At 66.4% G+C, this 19,897-nt stretch carries 21 protein-coding genes; 8 read left to right on the top strand and 13 right to left on the bottom strand.

The genetic code is table 11. From position 1 onward, the window contains the following. The first annotated feature begins 121 nt into the window (after positions 1-121). On the top strand, positions 122-1,135 hold the full coding sequence (locus tag ShzoTeo12_RS10760) for a polysaccharide deacetylase (RefSeq protein ID WP_318909682.1): 1,014 nt from the start codon (positions 122-124) through the stop codon (positions 1,133-1,135). Positions 1,136-1,144: 9 nt separating this feature from the next. On the opposite strand, the gene sbmA is transcribed toward ShzoTeo12_RS10760, so the two are convergent. The 8 genes from sbmA to glpK form a co-directional block, all read right to left on the bottom strand. Further along, positions 1,145-2,422 carry a peptide antibiotic transporter SbmA gene (sbmA, locus tag ShzoTeo12_RS10765; protein WP_119256946.1) on the bottom strand — a complete coding sequence of 426 codons (1,278 nt, stop codon included), beginning with the start codon at positions 2,420-2,422 and terminating at the stop codon, positions 1,145-1,147. 103 nt (positions 2,423-2,525) lie between these two features. Further along, positions 2,526-3,716: a YbfB/YjiJ family MFS transporter gene (locus tag ShzoTeo12_RS10770; protein ID WP_318909683.1), complete on the bottom strand. Its 1,191-nt coding sequence runs from the start codon at positions 3,714-3,716 to the stop codon at positions 2,526-2,528. Positions 3,717-3,792: 76 nt separating this feature from the next. Beyond that, entirely contained in the window at positions 3,793-4,545 is a 753-nt protein-coding gene (gene map, locus ShzoTeo12_RS10775; protein ID WP_318909684.1) for a type I methionyl aminopeptidase, read from the bottom strand. Positions 4,546-4,591: 46 nt separating this feature from the next. Beyond that, entirely contained in the window at positions 4,592-5,653 is a 1,062-nt protein-coding gene (locus tag ShzoTeo12_RS10780; protein ID WP_318909685.1) for an LLM class flavin-dependent oxidoreductase, read from the bottom strand. An 81-nt stretch (positions 5,654-5,734) separates the two neighbouring features. Then, entirely contained in the window at positions 5,735-7,003 is a 1,269-nt protein-coding gene (locus ShzoTeo12_RS10785) for an RNA polymerase sigma factor (RefSeq protein WP_318909686.1), read from the bottom strand. Next, positions 7,000-7,374, bottom strand: a complete 375-nt coding sequence (locus tag ShzoTeo12_RS10790) for a YciI family protein (protein WP_318909687.1) — start codon at positions 7,372-7,374, stop codon at positions 7,000-7,002. The genes ShzoTeo12_RS10785 and ShzoTeo12_RS10790 overlap by 4 nt, the downstream gene beginning before the upstream one ends. 94 nt (positions 7,375-7,468) lie before the next feature. Continuing rightward, the gene (locus ShzoTeo12_RS10795) at positions 7,469-7,873 is read right to left on the bottom strand and encodes a hypothetical protein (RefSeq protein ID WP_318909688.1); all 405 of its coding nucleotides are present in this window, start codon (positions 7,871-7,873) and stop codon (positions 7,469-7,471) included. A 51-nt stretch (positions 7,874-7,924) separates the two neighbouring features. Further along, entirely contained in the window at positions 7,925-9,415 is a 1,491-nt protein-coding gene (gene glpK / locus ShzoTeo12_RS10800) for a glycerol kinase GlpK (protein ID WP_318909689.1), read from the bottom strand. A 193-nt stretch (positions 9,416-9,608) separates the two neighbouring features. On the opposite strand from glpK, the gene ShzoTeo12_RS10805 reads away from it, so the two are divergent. Then, positions 9,609-10,382 (top strand): 3-hydroxybutyrate dehydrogenase, encoded by a 774-nt coding sequence (locus ShzoTeo12_RS10805; RefSeq protein ID WP_119256939.1) that lies wholly within the window; start codon positions 9,609-9,611, stop codon positions 10,380-10,382. A 38-nt stretch (positions 10,383-10,420) separates the two neighbouring features. After that, positions 10,421-11,242 carry a xanthine dehydrogenase accessory protein XdhC gene (gene xdhC, locus ShzoTeo12_RS10810; RefSeq protein WP_318909690.1) on the top strand — a complete coding sequence of 274 codons (822 nt, stop codon included), beginning with the start codon at positions 10,421-10,423 and terminating at the stop codon, positions 11,240-11,242. On the opposite strand, the gene ShzoTeo12_RS10815 is transcribed toward xdhC, so the two are convergent. Beyond that, positions 11,239-11,424 (bottom strand): hypothetical protein, encoded by a 186-nt coding sequence (locus ShzoTeo12_RS10815; RefSeq protein ID WP_318909691.1) that lies wholly within the window; start codon positions 11,422-11,424, stop codon positions 11,239-11,241. The genes xdhC and ShzoTeo12_RS10815 overlap by 4 nt on opposite strands. A 79-nt stretch (positions 11,425-11,503) precedes the next feature. Between ShzoTeo12_RS10815 and ShzoTeo12_RS10820 the strand changes: the two genes are divergently transcribed. The 3 genes from ShzoTeo12_RS10820 (at position 11,504) to guaD (ending at position 15,252) form a co-directional block, all read left to right on the top strand. After that, the gene (locus ShzoTeo12_RS10820; protein ID WP_318909692.1) at positions 11,504-12,418 is read left to right on the top strand and encodes a LysR substrate-binding domain-containing protein; all 915 of its coding nucleotides are present in this window, start codon (positions 11,504-11,506) and stop codon (positions 12,416-12,418) included. Positions 12,419-12,594: 176 nt separating this feature from the next. Then, on the top strand, positions 12,595-13,782 hold the full coding sequence (locus ShzoTeo12_RS10825; protein WP_318909693.1) for an arabinose transporter: 1,188 nt from the start codon (positions 12,595-12,597) through the stop codon (positions 13,780-13,782). A gap of 162 nt (positions 13,783-13,944) precedes the next feature. Then, entirely contained in the window at positions 13,945-15,252 is a 1,308-nt protein-coding gene (gene guaD, locus ShzoTeo12_RS10830) for a guanine deaminase (protein WP_318909694.1), read from the top strand. 252 nt (positions 15,253-15,504) lie between these two features. Here the strand turns inward: guaD and ShzoTeo12_RS10835 are convergent, their stop codons facing one another. From ShzoTeo12_RS10835 to puuE, 3 genes are read right to left on the bottom strand one after another with little or no spacing between them, the layout of a single operon-like run. Beyond that, complete coding sequence (locus tag ShzoTeo12_RS10835) at positions 15,505-15,999, bottom strand: ureidoglycolate lyase (protein WP_318909695.1); 495 nt, start codon at positions 15,997-15,999, stop codon at positions 15,505-15,507. Between the two features lie 51 nt (positions 16,000-16,050). Next, positions 16,051-16,548 carry a 2-oxo-4-hydroxy-4-carboxy-5-ureidoimidazoline decarboxylase gene (uraD, locus tag ShzoTeo12_RS10840; RefSeq protein WP_318909696.1) on the bottom strand — a complete coding sequence of 166 codons (498 nt, stop codon included), beginning with the start codon at positions 16,546-16,548 and terminating at the stop codon, positions 16,051-16,053. Then, complete coding sequence (puuE, locus tag ShzoTeo12_RS10845; protein ID WP_318909697.1) at positions 16,545-17,477, bottom strand: allantoinase PuuE; 933 nt, start codon at positions 17,475-17,477, stop codon at positions 16,545-16,547. Before puuE ends, uraD begins: the two co-directional genes overlap by 4 nt. A 136-nt stretch (positions 17,478-17,613) precedes the next feature. On the opposite strand from puuE, the gene ShzoTeo12_RS10850 reads away from it, so the two are divergent. Then, complete coding sequence (locus ShzoTeo12_RS10850) at positions 17,614-17,988, top strand: PRC-barrel domain-containing protein (protein ID WP_119256930.1); 375 nt, start codon at positions 17,614-17,616, stop codon at positions 17,986-17,988. A 6-nt stretch (positions 17,989-17,994) separates the two neighbouring features. On the opposite strand, the gene ShzoTeo12_RS10855 is transcribed toward ShzoTeo12_RS10850, so the two are convergent. After that, the gene (locus ShzoTeo12_RS10855) at positions 17,995-19,173 is read right to left on the bottom strand and encodes an FAD-binding oxidoreductase (RefSeq protein ID WP_318909698.1); all 1,179 of its coding nucleotides are present in this window, start codon (positions 19,171-19,173) and stop codon (positions 17,995-17,997) included. Between ShzoTeo12_RS10855 and mnmD the strand changes: the two genes are divergently transcribed. Continuing rightward, positions 19,172-19,894 carry a tRNA (5-methylaminomethyl-2-thiouridine)(34)-methyltransferase MnmD gene (mnmD, locus tag ShzoTeo12_RS10860; RefSeq protein ID WP_318909699.1) on the top strand — a complete coding sequence of 241 codons (723 nt, stop codon included), beginning with the start codon at positions 19,172-19,174 and terminating at the stop codon, positions 19,892-19,894. The two genes, ShzoTeo12_RS10855 and mnmD, sit on opposite strands and share 2 nt — an antisense overlap. The last annotated feature ends 3 nt before the right edge of the window (positions 19,895-19,897 follow it).

A 19,897-nucleotide genomic window follows, 5' to 3' on the forward strand; every position in this document is an offset into this window, starting at 1 on the left:
AAAATCGGCGGATGGCCGTCACCATTGGAATATCCGTCGCGCGGCGACAATTCCAGCCCGATCAAAGGATTGCCGCATTCGGAATCGATGAGAGACCCTTTGCAAATTGTCGCGGGTAGCCATGTCCTCCTTGTTTTCGCCTCGTTCCCTCCTTCTTCCCCTCGCCGTGGCGCTCGCCGCCGGGCCGGCGCTCGCGGGGGACGAGGCGGTGGAGACCGCAAAGCGCAAGCAGCTCGTCATCGTCTCCTTCGACGGGGCGCACGATAACCTTCTCTGGGAAAAGAGCCGCGCCATGGCCAAGCGCACCGGCGCGCATTTCACCTATTTCCTCTCCTGCACCTTCCTCTTCCCGAAGGCCGAGCGCGCCAAATACCAGGCGCCGCACGAAAAGCGCGGCCGCTCGAATGTCGGCTTCGCGCCAGACCGGGAGGATACGATCCTGCGGCTCGGCGAGATATGGCTCGCCAAGCTGGAAGGCCACGACATCGGCAGCCATGCCTGCGGCCATTTCGACGGCGGCAAGTGGAGCGCGGAGGACTGGAAGGCCGAGTTCGCCTTCTTCCGGGAGTCGCTGAAGAACGCCTGGCAGAATGCCGGCGTCGGCGAGCGCGAGCCGGCGGACTGGAAGCGCTTTGCCGAAGAGGACATCAAGGGTTTTCGCGCGCCCTATCTTTCGGCCGGAAGCGGCCTTGTGAAGGCGCTGGAGGAAAACGGCTTTGCCTATGATGCAAGCCTCGTCACCAAGGGGCCGGCCATGCCCGTGGCAAGCGGCGACATCGCCCGCTTCGGCCTGCCGCTCGTTCCGGAAGGCGCATCCCAGCGTCCCGTCATCGCCATGGACTACAATCTCTATGTCCGCCATTCCAAGGGCAAGGAGAACCCGGAAAAGAGCGACGCCTTCGAGGAAAGCACGCTGAAGGCCTATCGCGACGCCTTCGCCAGGCAATATGACGGCGAGCGCATCCCGCTGCAGCTCGGCTTCCATTTCGTCGAGATGAATGCGGGCGCCTACTGGCGCGCGCTCGACCGCTTCCTGACGGAGACCTGCGGCAAGGCGGATGTCGCCTGCGTCAGCTATGCCGGCGCGCTGGACATCCTCGCGAAAGAGAAGAAGGCGGCCGGGGCCGCCCTCTGATCGCAACCCTTACGGTTCGTTGGCCGCAAGCTCGCCTTCGACGGCCGCCCTTTTCAGGTAGCGCTCGTCGATATCGGGCAGCGGCTGGTCGTCGATCGCCGCCTCGAAGGCCTTGAGGCGCTTGTAGATCGACAGAAGCTCGACGATCGTCGTCCAGGAATTGACGAGATACTGGAACGACTCGCGCACCTGACCGAACACGTTCTGGATCTGGCTCATCACGCCGAGCGTCAGCTTGCCCGCGACGATGGAGGGCACCAGAACGAAGGTGCCGAAGAGATTGTCAGCCTGCAGGTAGAAGATGCGGGCGACGTTGAAATAGAGATAGTGGAAATAGAGGCGGAAATAGTTCTTGCGCACATTGGCGAAGAGCTCCGCCACCGTCGGCGGCTGCGCCCGGTCGGCATGGTCCTCGCCGTAGACCAGTTCCTTGCGGTAGGCCGCCTCGACGCGCTGGTTGCGGAATTCCAGGCCCGGCAGCTTGATGCCGACGGCGGCAAGGAACACCGTGCCGAACAGCGACCAGCAGATCGCCGCCCAGACGAGGGCATGCGGAACCTCGCCGACGAAGGGCAGCACCGTCACCGTGCTGGAGAACTTGAACAGCACGGGAAGGAAGGCGACGAGCGTCATGATCGAGGAAACGAGGCTGACGCCAAGCCCTTCCACGGTGCGCGAGAAGCGCATCGTATCGTCCTGCACACGCTGCGAGGCGCCCTCGATATGGCGCAGCTTGTCCCAGTGGGACATGTAGAAATCGTTCATCGCCGTGCGCCAGCGGAAGACGTAGTGGCTGACGAAGAACAGGTTCAGCGTGCCGACGGTGATGGCGACGAAGGCGATGCCCGCAAAGCCGATCATGCCGACATAGATCTCGGTTTCCGTCGGGATCGGCTCGGTGCGCGCGAGGCCGCGCTGGATCATGTCGTAGAACGGCCCGTACCACGCATTGATGGCGACGCTCACCTGCACCGAGAAATAGGTGTTGAAGATGATCAGCGCCGAGCCGAGCACGGACCAGAGCTGCCATTGATGCGGGCGGTAGGCGAACCAGAAGGCCGCGAACAGCCCGACCATCACCGCATAATAGATGTAGAACCAGAGGAAGGGCGCCGACCAGAAGACGGAGACCCCGACGACCGCTTCCTCGCCCGGCTTCAGCGGCGGCAGCCCGATATAGGCGCCGAGATCGCCTCCCCCGGCATACCAGATAATCATGGCGAGGGCCGACCAGAGGACGACGGACGGGAAGAACAATCTGGGATAGGGGAAGAAGGAGACGAACAAAGGAATAGCTTTCGTTTCTCGTAGGCCGGGCGACGCGAAGCACGCCGAAGATGCGCAGAACCTAAAGGAGTTTGCGCAGCACAACAATTGGTGCCCCGGGGCATTACCGAGATTTAATGGAAAGCGCGCCGCCGAGCACGGTGATGGCCGCGGCAAGGAGCAGGATGCCGGCCGCCGCAAGGCTCGGCAGGGCGTAACTTCCCGTGCGCGCGGCGAGGAACCCGGCCCCGAGCGGGCCGATGATCTGCCCGACGCCGAAGGCTGCCGTCATCAGGGCGAGAACCTGGCGCGGGCTCCCGCTGGCGAGAACCCGCCCGAGCTGCAGGCCATAGGCGGTGATGACGATGAAGGTGAGGCCGAGAAGAACGCCCCCGAGGAGCGCCGACCACGGAAAGGGCAGCAGGACCGTCGCCGCGACGCCGACCGTTTCCACGAGGATCGCGAGCAGATAGGCCATGGCGACGCCGCTGCGACGCTCGACGGGTTTCCAGGCGATGAGCGACAACGCCGCCGCGCCGCCGGTGACGAGCCATGTGAGGCATTCGAGCAGCGGGCTCTCCGCCCCTTCCCGCGCGATGGCGACGATGAACGTGGCGGTCACCACATAGCCGATGCCGAAGAGACCGTAGCTCAGCGTCAGTGCCACGAGCGGCCGCGTCCAGACAATCGGCGGCTCGCGCACGGCCGACGCGCCGCCTTCCGGCCGTGGCAGCAGCGCCATGACGGCGGCAAGGCCGGCGGCGGCGAGCAGCGCGCCGAAAAGCCAGTCCGCCCGCCATGCCGGGAGCGCGGAAAAGTCGATGAAGGAGAGAAGGTAGACGAGCACGGCCGAGACCGCGATACCGCTGCCGACGCCGGAAAAATGCGCCATCTGCACGCGCGGATCGCCATGAACGAGCCCGATGGACAGCACGATACCCGATGTGAAGATCATGGCGAAGGCGCTGGCGAGACCCGCGAGGAAACGGATGACGGACAGTGCCGCGACACCGGAGAAAAGCCCCATGGCCAAAAGCAGCAGGACGGTCGCGGCGAGAGCGCCGATTGCCAGAGACCGCTCCCGGCCGGCGGCCCAGCCATAGGCGGCCAGCACCGCGCCGATCAGGTATCCGGCGAAATTCGCCGCCGCGATGATGCCGGCATCGGCCGCATTGAGGCCGAGCCCCGCCATCATGCCGGGCAGGACGGGCGTATAGAAGAAGCGGCCGAGCCCCATGGCCACCGCCATGGCGAGCGCGCCGGCAATGGCGGCGCGAAGGGTCACGCGCGAAGAAGCGGCTGTGCGTTGCATCATGGCGGGACCATTGCACTGCAACATGGCCACGGCAAACGACATTTATTGATCGTCGGATCAGCGCCGGTGAAGGCTCTCAGCCCGGCAGCGTCACCACAAGCGGGCCGTTGCGCGTGGCGACGACCGTGTGCTCGAACTGCACCGTCGGCGCGCTCGGCTCGCTGTAGAGCGTCCATTCGTCCTTGTCGCCGCCTTCCGCCCAGTTGGCGCCGAGCGACAGGAACGGCTCGACCGTGAAGACGAGGCCTTCCGTCATGCGGCGCTTTTCCTGCGGGTCCGGCCAGGTGGCGATTTCCGTCGGCTCCTCGTGCAGCGAGCGGCCGACGCCGTGGCTGGCGAGATTGGCGATCAGCGTATAGCGGTTCTTGCGCGCGAAGGCGCCGATGGCATTGCCGACCTCGGCCAGCGGCTTGCCGGCCTTGACTTCCTTGAGACCGACCCAGAGCGCCCGCTTGCCGTCGCGGCAGAGCCGCTCCACCGCCGGCACCGAGCGGCCGACCGTGAAGGATGCGCCCGTATCGGCGAAATAGCCGTCGAGCTCGGCGGAAACGTCGATATTGACGAGGTCGCCTTCCTTGATCACCCGCTCGCCGGGAATGCCGTGCGCCACTTCTTCGTTGACGGAAATGCAGGTCGCGCCCGGGAAGTTGTAGCAGCTTTCCGGCGCCGAACGGGCGCCCGTCGCCTCCAGCATGCGCCGGCCGATCAGGTCGAGCTCGGCCGTCGTCATGCCGGGCCGGACGGCGGTCGACATGTGCTGCAACACGTTCGCGCAGATCCGGCCGATCGCCTTCAGGCCGTTGAGGTCTTCATCGTTTCCAAGGGTCATCGCATCTCTCTTTCGCGGGGCGTCCTAGCACGTCCGCGCCGCGCTGTCAGGCGGAAGGGGCCATTTCCGCCCTGGGCTCGTCCGCCAGAATCTCGCGCACCAGCGGCGCGACCTTCGTGCCGTAGAGCTCGATCCCGCGCAGGATGCGATCATGCGGCATCAGGCCGATGGCCATCTGCAGCAGGAAGCGGTCGTTGCGGAAGATCCTGTGGTGGGCGACGATCTTCTTCGCCACCGTCTCCGGATCGCCGAGGAAGAGATGGCCGTCCGGCCCGGTCGACTGGTCGAACTGCGCACGACTCGTCGGCCCCCAGCCGCGCTCGCGGCCGATGCGGTTCATAACCTCGGCCTGCGGCCCGTAAAAGGTGTCGGCCGCTTCCGCCGTCGTATCGGCGATGAAGCCGTGCACGTTGATGCTGGTCTTCAGCTTCGCCTCGTCCTGTCCCGCCCGCCGCGCGGCCTCGCGGTAGAGATCGAAGAGCGGCGTATAGCGCGCCGGCGTGCCGCCGATGATGGCGAGCGCCAGCGGCAGGCCATAGGCCCCTGCCCGCGCCACCGACTGCGGCGTGCCGCCGACGGCGATCCAGACCGGCAGCCGGCCATGGAGGGGCCGCGGATAGACGCCGATGCCCGAAAGCGGCGCGCGCATGACGCCGTTCCACGAGACCTTCTCGCTTTCGTTGAGGGCGAGCAGCAGGTCGAGCTTTTCCTCGAAGAGCTGGTCGTAGTCGTCGAGCGCGTAGCCGAAGAGCGGGAAGGATTCGATGAAGGAGCCGCGCCCCGCCATGATCTCCGCCCGACCGCCCGACAGAAGATCGACCGTCGAGAACTGCTGGAAGACGCGCACCGGATCGTCCGACGACAGCACCGTCACCGCACTCGAAAGACGGATGGTCTTCGTGCGTGCCGCCGCGGCGGCCAGGATAACGGCCGGCGCCGAGGCCGCATAATCCGGCCGGTGATGCTCGCCGAGCCCGAAGACATCGAGCCCCACCTGATCGGCAAGCTCGATCTCTTCCAGCAGGTTCTTCAGCCGCCGCTCCCCTTCCCGCCCCTTGTCGGGGGCATTGGGATCGACATCGGCGAAGGTATAGAGGCCAAGTTCCATGGGATGTTCCATATGAGAGGATTTTCCCTCAGATATGGCGCGCGGGCGGAGGTTGGAAGAGGCGCCGGGGAAACAGTGTGTTCACGGGGCCGGAAACATGGCGCCGCCGGCGGCCTCGCGCTGCATGCTGTCGAGATGCTGGCGGATATGGGCCGCCTCGGCGGAGGTTGTGGCGAGCGCGATGGCGCGGTCGAAGGCCTGATGTGCCTCCGCATAGCGGCCGAGCTGCTTGAGGAGCCCGCCGCGCAGGCCATGGAAATAGAAATAGCCGTCGAGCTTTTCCGCCAGCGGCTCGATCAGCGCCAGCGCCGCCTCCGGCCCCTCGCGCTTGGAGACCGCGACGGCGCGGTTGAGCCGCACCACCGGCGAGGGCTGGATGCGCTCCAGCGTCTGGTAGAGAAGGTCGATCTGCAACCAGTCCGTCTCCGCCGCCGTCGCGGCGCGGGCATGCAGCGCGGCAATCGCCGCCTGTATCTGGAAGGGACCGGGCGCGCGGTGGCGCAGCGCCTTGTCGATCAGCACCAGCGCCTCGTCGATGAGCGCGCGGTCCCAGAGCGAGCGGTCCTGATCCTCCAGCAGCACGATCTGCCCGTCCTCGTCGAAGCGGGCGGCGAGCCGCGAATGCTGGATGAGCAGCAGCGCGGTCAGCCCCATGATCTCGGGCTCCGCCGGAAAGAGCTTGAGCAGCAACCGGGCGAGCCGGATCGCCTCCGTGCAGAAGGGCGTATCGGCCTTCTCCGGCACCCCGGCCGAATAACCCTCGTTGAAGACGAGATAGATCATCGCCGCGACAAGGCCGAGCCGTTCGGCCCGCGCCACCGCATCCGGCGTCTCGAAGGGAATGCCGGCCGCGCCGACCTTTGCCTTGGCGCGGGTGATGCGCTGCTCCATCGCCGCTTCCGAGACGAGGAAGGCCCGCGCGATCTGCCTGACCGAAAGCCCGGAGACGATGCGCAGCGCCAGCGCGATCTGCTGCGTTGCCGGCAGGTCGGGATGGCAGCAGACGAAGAGCAGGCGCAGGATGTCGTCGCGGTAATGCGCGCCGTCCAGCCGGTCGGCAAGGTCGCTCTCGGTGTCCTCAAGGTCGGACAGCACCTCCTCGGGCGGCAGCGGCTGGGTTTTCGCGCGCTTCCGCACCTGGTCGATGCCGCTGTTGCGCCCGACGAAGATGAGCCATGCGGCCGGATCGCGTGGCGGGCCCTTGTCGGGCCATGTCCTCAGCGCGCGAAGGCAGGCCTCCTGAAAGGCCTCCTCCGCCATGTCGAGGTCACGGAAGTAGCGCAGCAGCGCCCCCATGGCCTGCGGCCGCGCCGAGGTGAGCGCCAGGTCGATCCAGGCAAGGTCCGTCATGTTATGGGCACTCCCGGATTGAAGAACTGCAGCGGCCGGATCTCATAGGTGCCGTTCGCCGGATTGGCGGCGGAAAGCTCGCGGGCGAACTGGATCGCCTCTTCCAGCGTTTCGGCCTCGAGCACGAAGAAGCCGAGGAACTGTTCCTTGGTCTCGGCGAAGGGACCGTCCATGACGATATTGTCCGTCGGGCCCTTGCGCACGGTGACGGCCGCCGTCGTCGGCATCAGCCGCGCGACGGGCCCGAGCTTGCCGGCCTCGGCATAGCGCTGGTTGACCGCGCCGAGATCGGCCATGACCTTCTCGTCCAGCTCCTTCGACCAGGCGCAGACTTCGCTTTCGGCATCGTAACAAAGAACGGCATACAGCATGGTGAACTCCCGTTGGCTGAAAGACGTAGGAGTAAACTCTCAGCCGACAGGGCGCACCGGAATATTTTGATTTTCGGCAGGAAGTACCGCCCGCTCAGATCTTGAACACGTCGTCCTGCCGGAACACGATGACATAGCCGCCCATCGCTTCGGCTTCGCGCGCCCAGTCCAGCAATTGCGAATGATAGGGTTCGCGCCGCCAGATATCGGGGTGGTCGGGATCGACCAGAACCGTAACCTGCGGCCCCTGCCGGTAGACCATCATGTGCGAGCGCGACGGCTCCCACGCTTCCGCGAGCCCTTCGTCGGTCATCCACAAACAGAGGAAATCCCGGCAGACCGATGGCCGATCCGCATAGATCGAGCACCCCTCGCCCTCGACGCAATGCCTGCACCAGGCATTCGCCGGCTTGTCGAGGAGATCGATGTCGGGCAGCCGGCAGCAGAGCGTGCAGGTGCCGCAGGATCGGCCCGTGGCGATGGTCGGGGATGGTTGCATGGCCGGTGCATAGCATCCGGCCGCCAAGCCTAGAAGGGCCGGTGATGCGAATTACGCGCTCAGCGTCCGCCGCACCGCATCCTTCCAGCCCCTGATCTTCACCGCCCGCGTCTTCTCGTCCATCTTCGGCGTGAAGCGCGTGTCGCGCGCCCAGGACTTGGCGAAGCCCTTGCGATCCGGCCACACGCCCGCGCGCTGGCCGGCGAGCCATGCCGCGCCGAGGGCGGTCGTCTCCAGAATGGTCGGGCGGTCGACGGGGGCGTCGAGGATGTCGGCTAGGCGCTGCATGGTCCAGTCGGAAGCGACCATGCCGCCGTCGACGCGCAGCACCGTCTCCTTGCCGTTCGCCTTCCAGTCCTTGTGCATGGCGTCGAGCAGGTCGCGCGTCTGATAGCAGACGGCCTCCAGCGCCGCGCGGGCGAATTCCGCGGGGCCGGTGTTGCGCGTCATGCCGTAGATGGCGGCCCGCGCCTCCGGGTCCCAGTGCGGCGCGCCGAGGCCGGTGAAGGCGGGCACGAGATAGACGTTCTGCGTCGGGTCGGCCCTGGCGGCGAGATCGCCGGCGTCGGGCGCGGCCTTGATGACCTTCAGCCCGTCGCGCAGCCATTGCACGGCGGCGCCCGCGATGAAGATCGAGCCCTCCAGCGCATAGGTCGTCTCGCCGTCGAGCCGGTAGGCGATGGTGGTCAGCAGGCGGTTCTTCGAGCGCACCATGTCCGGGCCGGTGTTGAGCAGCGCGAAGCAGCCGGTGCCGTAGGTGGACTTCATCATGCCCGGCTCGAAGCAGGCCTGGCCGATGGTCGCCGCCTGCTGGTCGCCGGCAACGCCGAGGATCGGGATTTCCGCGCCGAACAGGCCCTTCTCCGTCACGCCGAAATCGGCCGCGCAGTCGAGAACCTCGGGCAGCATGGCCTTCGGCACGCGGAGAATCTCCAGCAGTTCGTCGTCCCAGCCATTCGTCGCGATGTTGTACATCAGCGTGCGGCTGGCATTGGTAGCGTCGGTGACGTGCGACCTGCCGCCCGTCAGCCGCCAGATGAGGAATGTATCAATGGTGCCGAAGCAGAGGTCGCCCTTGGCGCCGCGCGCCCGCGCGCCCTTCACGTTGGAGAGCATCCAGGAGAGCTTGGTGCCGGAGAAATAGGGATCGAGCAGCAGGCCCGTCTTCTTCGTGAAGGTCTTTTCGAGGTCCTGCTTCTTCAGCTTCTCGCAATAGGAGGCGGTGCGGCGGTCCTGCCAGACGATGGCGTTGTGGATCGGCCTGCCGCTCTCGCGCTCCCAGACGACGACCGTCTCGCGCTGGTTGGTGATACCGATGGCGGAAATGTCGGAGGCCTTGACGCCGGCCTTCTTCAACGCAGCCTTCACCGACCAGACGACGCTTTCCCAGATTTCCTCGGGATCGTGCTCGACCCAGCCGGATTGCGGAAAGATCTGCGTGAATTCCTTCTGGCCGGACCCGACGACCTTCTGGTTGCCGTCGAAGACGATCGCCCGGCTCGATGTCGTGCCCTGGTCGATCGCGAGAACATATCCGCCCATGCTTCCCTCCCCGGTGAAGGGCCGCTCCCAGGCCCTTCGGAATCTTCAATACGATACAAAAACGAATGTCAAAGGAAAATAAAACGCAAGTCGCGCTTTGCCCTCAGCGGGACTGTACCGCGCGGAAAACGCAATTGTCATCGCTTGAGTTTTAGGCGTAGGCTGCCGCAACGCAGCATATCGGGAGATAGTCATGAAGAGCGTCGTCGTCACCGGCTCCACCAGCGGCATCGGCCTTGCCATCGCCACCGCCTTTGCCGAAACCGGCGCCAATGTCGTCATCAACGGCTTCGGCGCAGCGGACGAGATCGAAGCGATCCGGGCAAAGCTCGACGGGCTCGGCAAGGGCCGCGTCATCTACCATCCCGCCGACATGACCAAGCCGCACGAGATCTCCGACCTCATCGAGACGGCGGTGGAGGAATTCGACGGTGTCGACATCCTCGTCAACAATGCCGGCATCCAGCATGTCGAGAAGATCGAGGATTTCCCGGTCGAGAAGTGGGACCAGATCATCGCGATCAACCTCTCCAGTTCCTTCCACACGATCCGCTGCGCCGTGCCGCACATGAAGCGCAAGGGCTGGGGCCGCATCGTCAACGTCGCCTCCGCGCACGGCCTCGTCGCCTCGCCCTTCAAGGCCGCCTATGTGGCGGCCAAGCACGGCGTCATGGGCCTCACCAAGACCGTCGCGCTGGAAGTCGCCGAGAACGGCATCACCGCCAACGCCATCTGCCCCGGCTACGTGCTGACGCCGCTCGTCGAAAAGCAGATCCCCGATACGGCCAAGGCCCGCGGCATCAGCGAGGCCGAGGTGAAGACCGACGTCATGCTGAAATTCCAGCCGACCAAGGAATTCGTCGGCACCGACGAGGTGGCGGCCATTGCGCTGTTCCTCGCCTCGGATGCGGCAAAATCGATCAACGGCACCCATATATCCGTCGATGGCGGCTGGACCGCCCAATAAGAAGGCGCCCCGGTGACGGGGCGCGCAAGAAGGACGAAATGAACTTTCTACAGGACAGCCTCGAGGGCTTTCTCGCCCGCGAGCACCGCGTCGCCATCGTCGAGGTCAGTGCAACGAAAGGCTCCGCCCCGCGCGACAAGGGCACCTTCATGCTGGTCGCGCCGACCGAAATCCACGGCACGATCGGCGGCGGCCAGCTCGAATATGTGGCCATCGAGAATGCCCGCAAGCTCCTGGCGGGCGCCGGTGGCGAGGCGAGCCTCGACATTCCCCTCGGCCCCGATATCGGCCAGTGTTGCGGCGGCCGCGTCGAACTGACCTTCACCGTCGCCGACGAAGCGGCCCGCAAGGCCCTCGATGCAAGGCTGAAGGAAGAGGAACGGCGAAAGCCGCAGGTCTGGGTGTTCGGCGCCGGCCATGTCGGCCGGGCGCTCGCCGAGGCGCTGACCCTCCTTCCCCTCAAGGTCTTCGTCGTCGAGGCGCGCGAGAGCGAGCTCGACCAGCTCACCTCCGAGGTGCACCACCGGCTGGACGCCATGCCCGAATCGCTCGTCGCCGATATCCCGCCGGGCTCGGCGGTGGTCATCGTCACCCACGACCATGCGCTCGATTTCCTGATCGGCCGCGAGGCGCTGGCCCGCACGGACCTTGCCTATATCGGCATGGTCGGCTCGAAATCGAAGCGCGGCAGCTTCCTCCACTATCTGGAGGAGGAAGGCCTCGACCGCACCGTGGCCGACCGGCTCGTCCTGCCCATCGGCGGAACGGCGGTCGACGACAAGCGCCCGGAGGTCATCGCCGCGATGACGGCGGCCGAGGCGCTGCTCGCCTTCGCCGCATGGCGGGGCGAGACGGCTTAGCGGCCGCTGCGCCCGTCGAGAAAACCGAGATCGCGCTTGATGTGATCGGACAGTTCCCGCGGATCGAGCCGCGGACGGCGCTTCCTCGCGCCCGAACGCAAGGCGCTGGAGAGCTTATGCCAGAGGCCGGGCTTGCGGAACTGCAGGGCGCCCGCCTGTATCGGTTCGGCGATGCATGTCATGGGAAAACCTCGTGAATTCGATCCATTGCTTGCAGGGTGCGCGGAAAGATGATGGAATTCCAATCGAAGCTTCGTCTGTATGCATGAAGAGAACTTGGCCTTGAAGATGTCCCGCAACTTCCCGCTCAATGCGCTGCGCGTCTTCGACGCGGCGGCCCGGCATGCGAGCTTCACCCGCGCCGGCGACGAGCTGGGCATGACGCAGACGGCCGTCAGCTACCAGATCAAGCTGCTGGAGGAGACGCTCGGCGAGCCGCTGTTCCTGCGCCAGCCCCGGCAGGTCATCCTCAGCGAGGCGGGCGAGCGCCTCGCGCCAAAGGTGGCCGAGGGGCTCGGCAAGCTCGCCGAGGCCGTCGCGGACCTGCGCGGCGCGACGGAGCAGAAGCTCTGCATCCACTCCACGCCCACCTTCGCCCTGCAATGGCTGAGCCGCACCGTCGGCGATTTCCAGCTCAGGCACCCGAACATCGCTGTCCGCCTCACCACCTCGCAGGACGTGATCGATTTCGCCAAGGAGGAGGCGGATGTCGCGATCCGCTGGGGCAAGGGCGACTGGCCCGGCCTCACCAGCCACCGCGTCATGTGCATGAACTTCACCCCCATGCTGAGCCCTGCGCTCGCCGAGACCATCGGCGGCGTGAAGGAGCCGGCCGACCTCCTGAAGCTGCCGATCATCAGCGCGCGCGACATCTGGTGGCGCACCTGGTTTGCCGCCGCCGGCGTCGACAATCCCGATCTCGAACGCTTCCCGCCCAACGAGCTCGGCACGCAGACCATCGACGCGCAGATCGCCATGGCCGGCCAGGGCGTCGCCGTCCTCAATCCCGGCCATTTCCGCATGGAAGTCGCCGCCGGCCAGCTCTTCCAGCCCTTTGCGCTGACCTGCAACGACGGGCGGGACTATTGGCTCGCCTACCCGGAAAACCGCCGCAACATCCCGAAGATCAGGGCTTTCCGCGACTGGATCCTCGCGACCATGCCGCCGGAGGCGTAGGCCATCATCGGCCCTTGTTGCCACAAGCCGTTGACTTGGTGCGCGGGAAAATCTATTGCGTCCTTACGCCAGTGTTCTGGCCGTAAGCGTCTAACGTCAAGCAACGCACAACGACCCTCGCCGGTCGGAGTGCGTTTTTCATGCGCCGTCGGACGAGGGAAAGCCTGGAGGAAACCATGGCTCCCCAATTCATGCGCACGGCCCCGCCGGGCCGGCTTCTGTTGCTGACGGCCATCCTGCTCGTCTCCTATCTCTGCGTCGCGATCTCGCTGCCCATCGTTCCCGTCTTTGTCACGGGCTCGCTTGGCCTGGGCAATGTCTGGGCCGGGCTCGGCGTCGGCAGCGCCTTCCTGTCCACGATCCTGACGCGCGCCCATGCCGGCCGGCTTGCCGATGGCCGCGGCGCCAAGACCGCCGTCGCGCGCGGCCTTGTCTTCTACATCGCGGGCGCGCTGGCTTCGCTCGCCGCCGGCCTGCTGCCCGGCCAGCCTCTGGCCGCCTTCGCCATTCTCCTCGCCGGCCGCCTGCTTCTCGGGCTCGGCGAAAGCCTCGTCGCCGTCGGCGTCATCGCCTGGGGCGTCGGCATCGTCGGCCCGGCCAATTCGGGCCGCGTGCTGGCGATGGTCGGCGCGGCCATGTACGGCGCGCTCGCCATCGGCGGGCCGCTCGGCCTCGCGCTGCTCCAGTCGGTCGGCTTTGCCGGGGCGATGACGATCAGCGCCATCCTGCCGGCGCTCGGCCTGCTGGCCATCTGGCGCATCCCGGCCGTCGCGCCCCATCCCGAACAGGAAAGACCCTCGTTCCGCAGCGTGATCAGCCGGATCTGGCTGCACGGCACGATCATCTGCCTGCAGGGCATCGGCTTTGCCGCCATCGGCGCGTTCTTCGCCCTCTATTTCCGCGACCAGCACTGGAGCCATGCCGGCCTCGGCCTCACGGCCTTCGGCAGCGGCTTCGTGCTGATGCGCATCTTCTTCGGCCACCTGCCGGACCGCATCGGCGGCCTGCCGGTGGCGATCGGTTCGCTCGCCGTCGAGGCCGTCGGCCAGATGCTCATCTGGAGCGCGAACGACCCCACGCTCGCCCTCGTCGGCGCGTTCCTCACCGGCATCGGCTGCTCGATGATCTTTCCCTCGCTCGGGCGGGAGGTCGTGCATCGCGTGCCGCCGCATCTGCGCGGCACGGCGCTCGGCGGCTTCTCGGCCTTCCAGGACGCGGCCTATGGCCTGACCGGCCCCTTTGCCGGGCTGCTCGCCGACCATGCCGGCTATGACAGCGTCTTCCTGGTCGGCGGCATCGCGGCAGCGGCCGGCTTCGTGATCGCGCTGTCGCTCAGGCGCAAAAGCCTCGCAGCCGCCGCATAGCAATCCACGGATGCATGAAGATCGCCCGCGCGGACAGCCTTCGCGCGGGCGGAAAACCGGCACCCGCCCTTTCTTCGCCCGCAAAGCTTGCACAATATGGAAACAGATGAGACACGCCCTCACCACCCCTTTCGAACCAGCCGCAGAAGGAAGCCGACCGCCATGACCCAGACCCTGATCCGCGGACGCCTGCTCTCCTTCCTCCGCCGCCCGCAAGCCATCGACGATACCGCAAGCTACCGCTACGAGGAGGACGGCGGCCTGCTGGTCGCCGACGGCAGAATCCTCGCCTCCGGCCCCTATGCCGCCGTGCGCGCCGAAGCCGCCGGGGATGCCGAGGAGATCGACCACCGCCCCCATCTCATTCTGCCGGGGCTCATCGACACGCACCTGCATTTCCCGCAGATGCAGGTGATCGGCTCCTATGCCGCAAACCTGCTGGAATGGCTGAACACCTACACCTTCCCCGAGGAATGCCGCTTCGTCGAGAGCGAGCACGCCGCCCGCATCGCCCGCCATTTCTACGACGAGATGATCCGCCACGGCACGACGACGGCGGTCGCCTACTGTTCCGTGCACAAGGCCTCGGCCGACGCCTATTTCGCCGAGGCGCTGAAGCGCGGCATGCGCATGATCGGCGGCAAGGTGATGATGGACCGCAACGCTCCGCAGGGCCTGCTCGACACGCCCGAGATGGGCTATGACGAGACCCGCGCGGTGATCGCCGAATGGCACGGCAAGGGCCGCAACCACGTCGCCATCACCCCGCGCTTCGCCATCACCTCGACGCCGGCGCAGATGGAGATGGCGGCCGCGCTCGCCCGGGAGTTCCCCGACCTGCACATCCAGACCCATCTTTCGGAGAACCACGACGAGATCCGCTTCACCGGCGAACTCTACCCGGACGCCATCGACTATACGGATGTCTACGCGAAATACGGCCTGCTCGGGCCGAAAAGCCTGTTCGGCCACTGCATCCATCTTTCCGAGCGCGAGGCGGATGCGATGAGCGAGGCGGGCGCGGTGGCGGTGCATTGCCCGACCTCCAACCTCTTCCTCGGCTCCGGCCTCTTCCCGCTGAAGAGCCTGTCGCGGCGTGAAAAGCCGGTGCGCATCGGCGTCGCCACCGATGTCGGCGGCGGCACGAGCTATTCCATGCTGAAGACGATGGACGAGGCCTACAAGATCCAGCAATTGCTCGGCGAGCGGCTGAACCCCTACGAGAGCTTCTATCACATGACGCTCGGCAATGCCGAAGCGCTCTCGCTGGCGGACCGCATCGGCACGCTGGAGGCCGGCACCGACGCCGATTTCGTGGTGCTCGACGCCGCCGCGACGCCGGCCATGGCGCTGAAGATGGAAGTGGTGCGCTCGCTCACCGACGAGCTCTTCCTGCTCCAGACCCTCGGCGACGACCGCGCCGTGCGCGAGACCTATGTGGCCGGCAGGCCAATGAAGGCGATGCTTTGAGAAGAGCGGCCGGTAGCCCCGCAATTCGCGGCTATTGCCGACAGGCAGGGCAGCGCCGCAGGTTCCCTTCTCCCCTCGGGGAGAAGGTGTCGGCAGGCGGATGAGGGGGACGCCGGAGGCGGGAAAAACGACACGACAAGTCTTCAGCCGTGCCACCCCCGCATCCGACCCTTCGGGCCACCTTCTCCCCGAGGGGAGAAGGAAAGGTGCGGCGCCGTCCACCCCTATGCGATGGCCCTGCCCCGCAAGCGATCAAGGCTGCTCGATGATGAACGGCGTATCGAAGAAGTATTCTTCCAGATTGACGCCGCCGCCGAGGCGGTCGACGACGATGAAGTCGCTGGTGGCGCCGACCGTCATCAGCGGGTGGTGCCAGACATTGCGGCGGTAGTTCACGCCCTGTCGTCCGCCGGCGTGGAACACCTGCGGCCGGCCCGGCCTGCCGCCCTCGTCCTCAGCCACGATCACCAGCCAGGGCCGGTCGTCGATCGGCGAGAAGCTCTGGCTGCCGAAGGGGTGGCGCTCCATCATGTCGACGGCATAGGGGAAGCTTCGCGGGCTGCCGCGGAAGATGTTGATGATGACCTTCGCATCCTCACCGACGGCTTCGGCCTCGGCGAGCGCATGGTAGCGCTCGGTGTTGCCGCCGTTGATATGGCGCATGGCGGCGGGATCGGCCTCGATCACCGTGCCGAAGGGGGCGAAGGCTTCAGGGGTCAGCGGGCGGATCGTCAGTGTCTCAGCCATCGGACAGCCCTCCCGGGGAGAGGAAGGGCGGTCGTGGGTCGTCGGGCATTTTCAATCTCCGGGGAGCAGAGCAGTCAATCTCAGGAGCGCGATGCGCTCCACCTGGGTCTTCGCGGTCTCGAATTCCACATCGGCGGTGTTGCCGATGCGGGCCTCGAAGGCGGCGAGGATATCGTCCTTCGTCAGCCCCTTCACCGCGATGATGAAGGGAAAGCCGAATTTTTCCGTATAAGCCGTGTTGAGCTCGGTAAAGCGGGCATGCTCGGCCGGGCTCAGCCGGTCGAGGCCGGCGCCGGCCTGTTCCTTGCGGCTGTCCTCGGTGAGCCCGCCGGCAATCGCCAGCTTGCCGGCAAGGTCCGGGTGGGCCTGGAGCACGCCGAGTTGCTCGGCATGGCTCGCCTTGCGGAAGGCACCGGTCAGCGCGGCATGCACGCCCTTGGCGGTCAGCGGCAGCGACACCGCGCCTGCATCGAGCGCCCGCTCGGCGATGAAGGGCGAGTGCTCGAAGACGCCGCCGAACCGGTCGAGGAAATCGGCACGGTCGATCATGCGCCCTTGCCCTTCGACGGATGGTGATGCTCGATCCAGTGGCGCGCGATGTCGATGCGGCGCGGGATCCAGACCTTCTCGTGGCCGAGCACGTAGTCGACGAAGCGGGCGAGCGCCGCGACGCGGCCCGGACGGCCGACGAGGCGGCAGTGCAGGCCGATGTTCAGCATCTTCGGGCTGCCGTCCTGGCCTTCCTGGTAGAGTACGTCGAAGGCGTCCTTCAGGTAGTTGAAGAACTGGTCGCCGGCATTGAAGCCCTGCGGCGTCGCGAAACGCATGTCGTTCGTTTCGAGCGTGTAGGGAATGATGAGGAAGGGCTCGCCGTCGACGCCCGGAACCCAGTAGGGCAGGTCGTCGGCATAGGAATCGGAGGAATAGACGAAGCCGCCCTCCTCCATCACCAGCCGCAGCGTGTTGGACGACGGCTTGCCCTGATACATGCCGAGCGGATGCGAGCCGGTCAGCTCCTCGTGCAGGCGCACGGCCTCGCGGATGTGCTCGCGCTCCTGCTCCTCGGAGAAGTCCTTGTATTCCAGCCAGCGATAGCCGTGGCTGGCGATCTCCCAGCCGGCTTCCTTCATGGCCGCCACGGCTTCCGGATTGCGCGCCATGGCGAGCGTCACGCCGTAGACGGTCGTGGTGACGTTGCGGCTGGTGAAGAGCCGGTGCAGGCGCCAGAAGCCGGCGCGCGAGCCGTATTCGTAGATCGATTCCATGTTGAGGTTGCGCTGCCCCTGCCAGGGCTGCGCGCCGACGATTTCCGACAGCAGGCATTCCGAGGACGGGTCGCCGTCGAGGATGCAGCTCTCGCCGCCCTCCTCGTAGTTCACCACGAACTGCACGGCGATATTCGCATCGCCCGGCCAGCGCACCTGCGGCGGGTTGCGGCCGTAGCCGATCAGGTCGCGCGCATAGGTCTTGTCGGTCATTCGCTCACCTCGAAATTGGGCCTACCGTAGCACCGGACGGCGGAAAGTCGAATTGAATCTGGTGCATAACCCCATGAAGAGGAACCATTACCGCCTTGGCCCGTTTCCTGTCCATGACAACCAAGGAGAAACACTTATGGCCATGCAGGATGCAAATATTCGCGAAACCCAGGATCTCATCGCCAGCGACAAGGTCGAGGGCACGAGCGTCTACGGCGCCGACGGCAAGCATATCGGCTCGGTGGAGCGCCTGATCCTCGACAAGCGGAGCGGCCACGTCTCCTATGCCGTCCTCAGCTTCGGCGGGTTCCTCGGCATCGGCCAGGATCATTACCCCCTGCCCTGGGCCAAGCTCAGCTATGACGAGGGCCTCGGCGGCTACCGCGTCGACCTGACCAAGGAACAGGTGGAAAACGCCCCGCATTACGAGAGCGATGCCGAATATGACTGGAACCGCCGCAACGGCAAGGTCATCCACGACTATTACGGCGTTCCGCCCTACTGGATGTAAAACGATCTATACCCGCCCGGCTTCGTCGAAGTGTGCCGGGACGGTGAACGAGGGCGGCACGTCGAGCGTGCCGCCCTCGATTTCGTTCAGCACCGCGCGGGCGAGCCTGTGCGCGATACCGAAGCTCACCTTGAAGCCGCCCGCCATGAGGCTGACATTGCGGTGATCCGGGTGCCGCCCGACCATCGGGTCCGGCCCCACCGCCCGCGGCCGAAGCCCCGCCCAGCGCTCCACGACCGGCGCATCGGCAAGGACCGGCGCCATCGCCCGGGCTCGTTCGATCAGCGTGTCGAGCAGGCCATCCGTACGGTGAGGATCGACGAACTGGTTCTCGCTGGTGCTGCCGATGGCGACCAGCCCGTCCTCATGCGGAACGATATAGAGGCCGTCGGCGAAGATCACCGGCAGCGCCGGATCGAGATCGGCCTTCAGCAGCGCCGCCTGCCCCTTCACCGCGCTGCCGGCGGGTCTGGCGAGTTTCGGGCCGAGCGGCGTCAGGAGATCGAAGGTCTGCACGCCGGCCGCCAGCACGCAGGTGCCGAAGGCAAGACTGGTCCCGTCGTCGAGATGAGCCCGGCCGGCCGCCGGATCGAGCGCCGCAAGGCCGGTTCCTTCGCGGATGGTGACATTCGCCATGCGGCCGAGCGCGGCCTTGAGGGCGGCGAGCAGGAGGCGCGGCGCAACGCGCCCGGCAAGGCGGTCGTGCACGATGCCGTATGGCATCGCCTCCACAGCGGGCCAGCCGGAAACCGGCGCCGCATCCAGCACCTCGAAGGCAAAGGACCGCTCGGGCGTGCGCCAGGCGGAAAGCGCGTCCTGCGCATGACCGAGGGCACGCTCACGATTATGGGGTTTTTGCAGCGGCATGAGACGGCCGGAGCGGCGATAGCCGGTGGAAAGCCCGGTCTCGGCCTCGAGGGCCGCGATCTCTCCCTCCAGCGAGACGAGCGCATCGAACTGGAAGGCCTTCTTGGCATTCCACCTGTCGGGCAGGTGCGCCATCAGCGCGCCGAGCACGCCGCCGCTCGCCCCCGCGCCGATCCGCCTCTTCTCTATGAGCACGACCGAGAGCCCTTCGCGGGCGGCCAGAAGCGCGGTCCACAGGCCCATCACCCCGCCGCCGACGACGAGGAGGTCCACGCCCGGTTGACCGGCGGCCTTCACGCGACTATCGCCATTCGCCATGGCTGACCACAATCCTGAGAACACGACCGGGACCGATGCGGTCCTCGACTGGCACGAGGGCGATATGCCCTATTCCCGTGCCTTTGACGATCACTTTTATTGCCGCAGCGACGGACGGCTGGAATGCGGCCATGTCTTCCTTTCCGGCAACGACCTGCCCCGCCGCTGGCAGCGCCGGGAGCCGTTCCGCATCGCCGAACTCGGCTTCGGCACCGGCCTCAATCTTTGCGAGACATGGCGGCAATGGCGCGAGACCGCGCCGGAAGGCGCAAGCCTGCACTTCACATCCTTCGAGCGCTTCCCGATGGCCCGCGCCGATATCGACCGCGCCCTTTTTTACTGGCCGGAAATCGAACGGGAACGCGCGACCCTCACCGAAAAATGGCCCGATGCTCCCGAGGGCCGCGTCGAGATCGAACTCGAACCCCGCATGCGCCTCACCGTCGTCTGCGGCGCGGCGCTCGACAGCCTTTCGGAGGAGAAAATCCCCTACGACGCCTGGTATCTCGACGGTTTCGCGCCCTCGCGCAATCCGGACATGTGGTCGGCGGAGCTGATGGCGGAGGTCTTCCGGCTGACGGCTCCGGGCGGGCGCTTCGGCACCTATGCCGCCGCCGGCTTCGTGCGGCGCAATCTCGCCGCCGCGGGCTTCACCGTGGAACGCCGGCCGGGCTTTGCGGGAAAGCGCGAAATGCTCTGCGGGGAAAAGCCGGCCGCCTGAAGA

The organism is Shinella zoogloeoides (assembly GCF_033705735.1).
In the GTDB taxonomy this organism is placed as follows: domain Bacteria; phylum Pseudomonadota; class Alphaproteobacteria; order Rhizobiales; family Rhizobiaceae; genus Shinella; species Shinella zoogloeoides_A.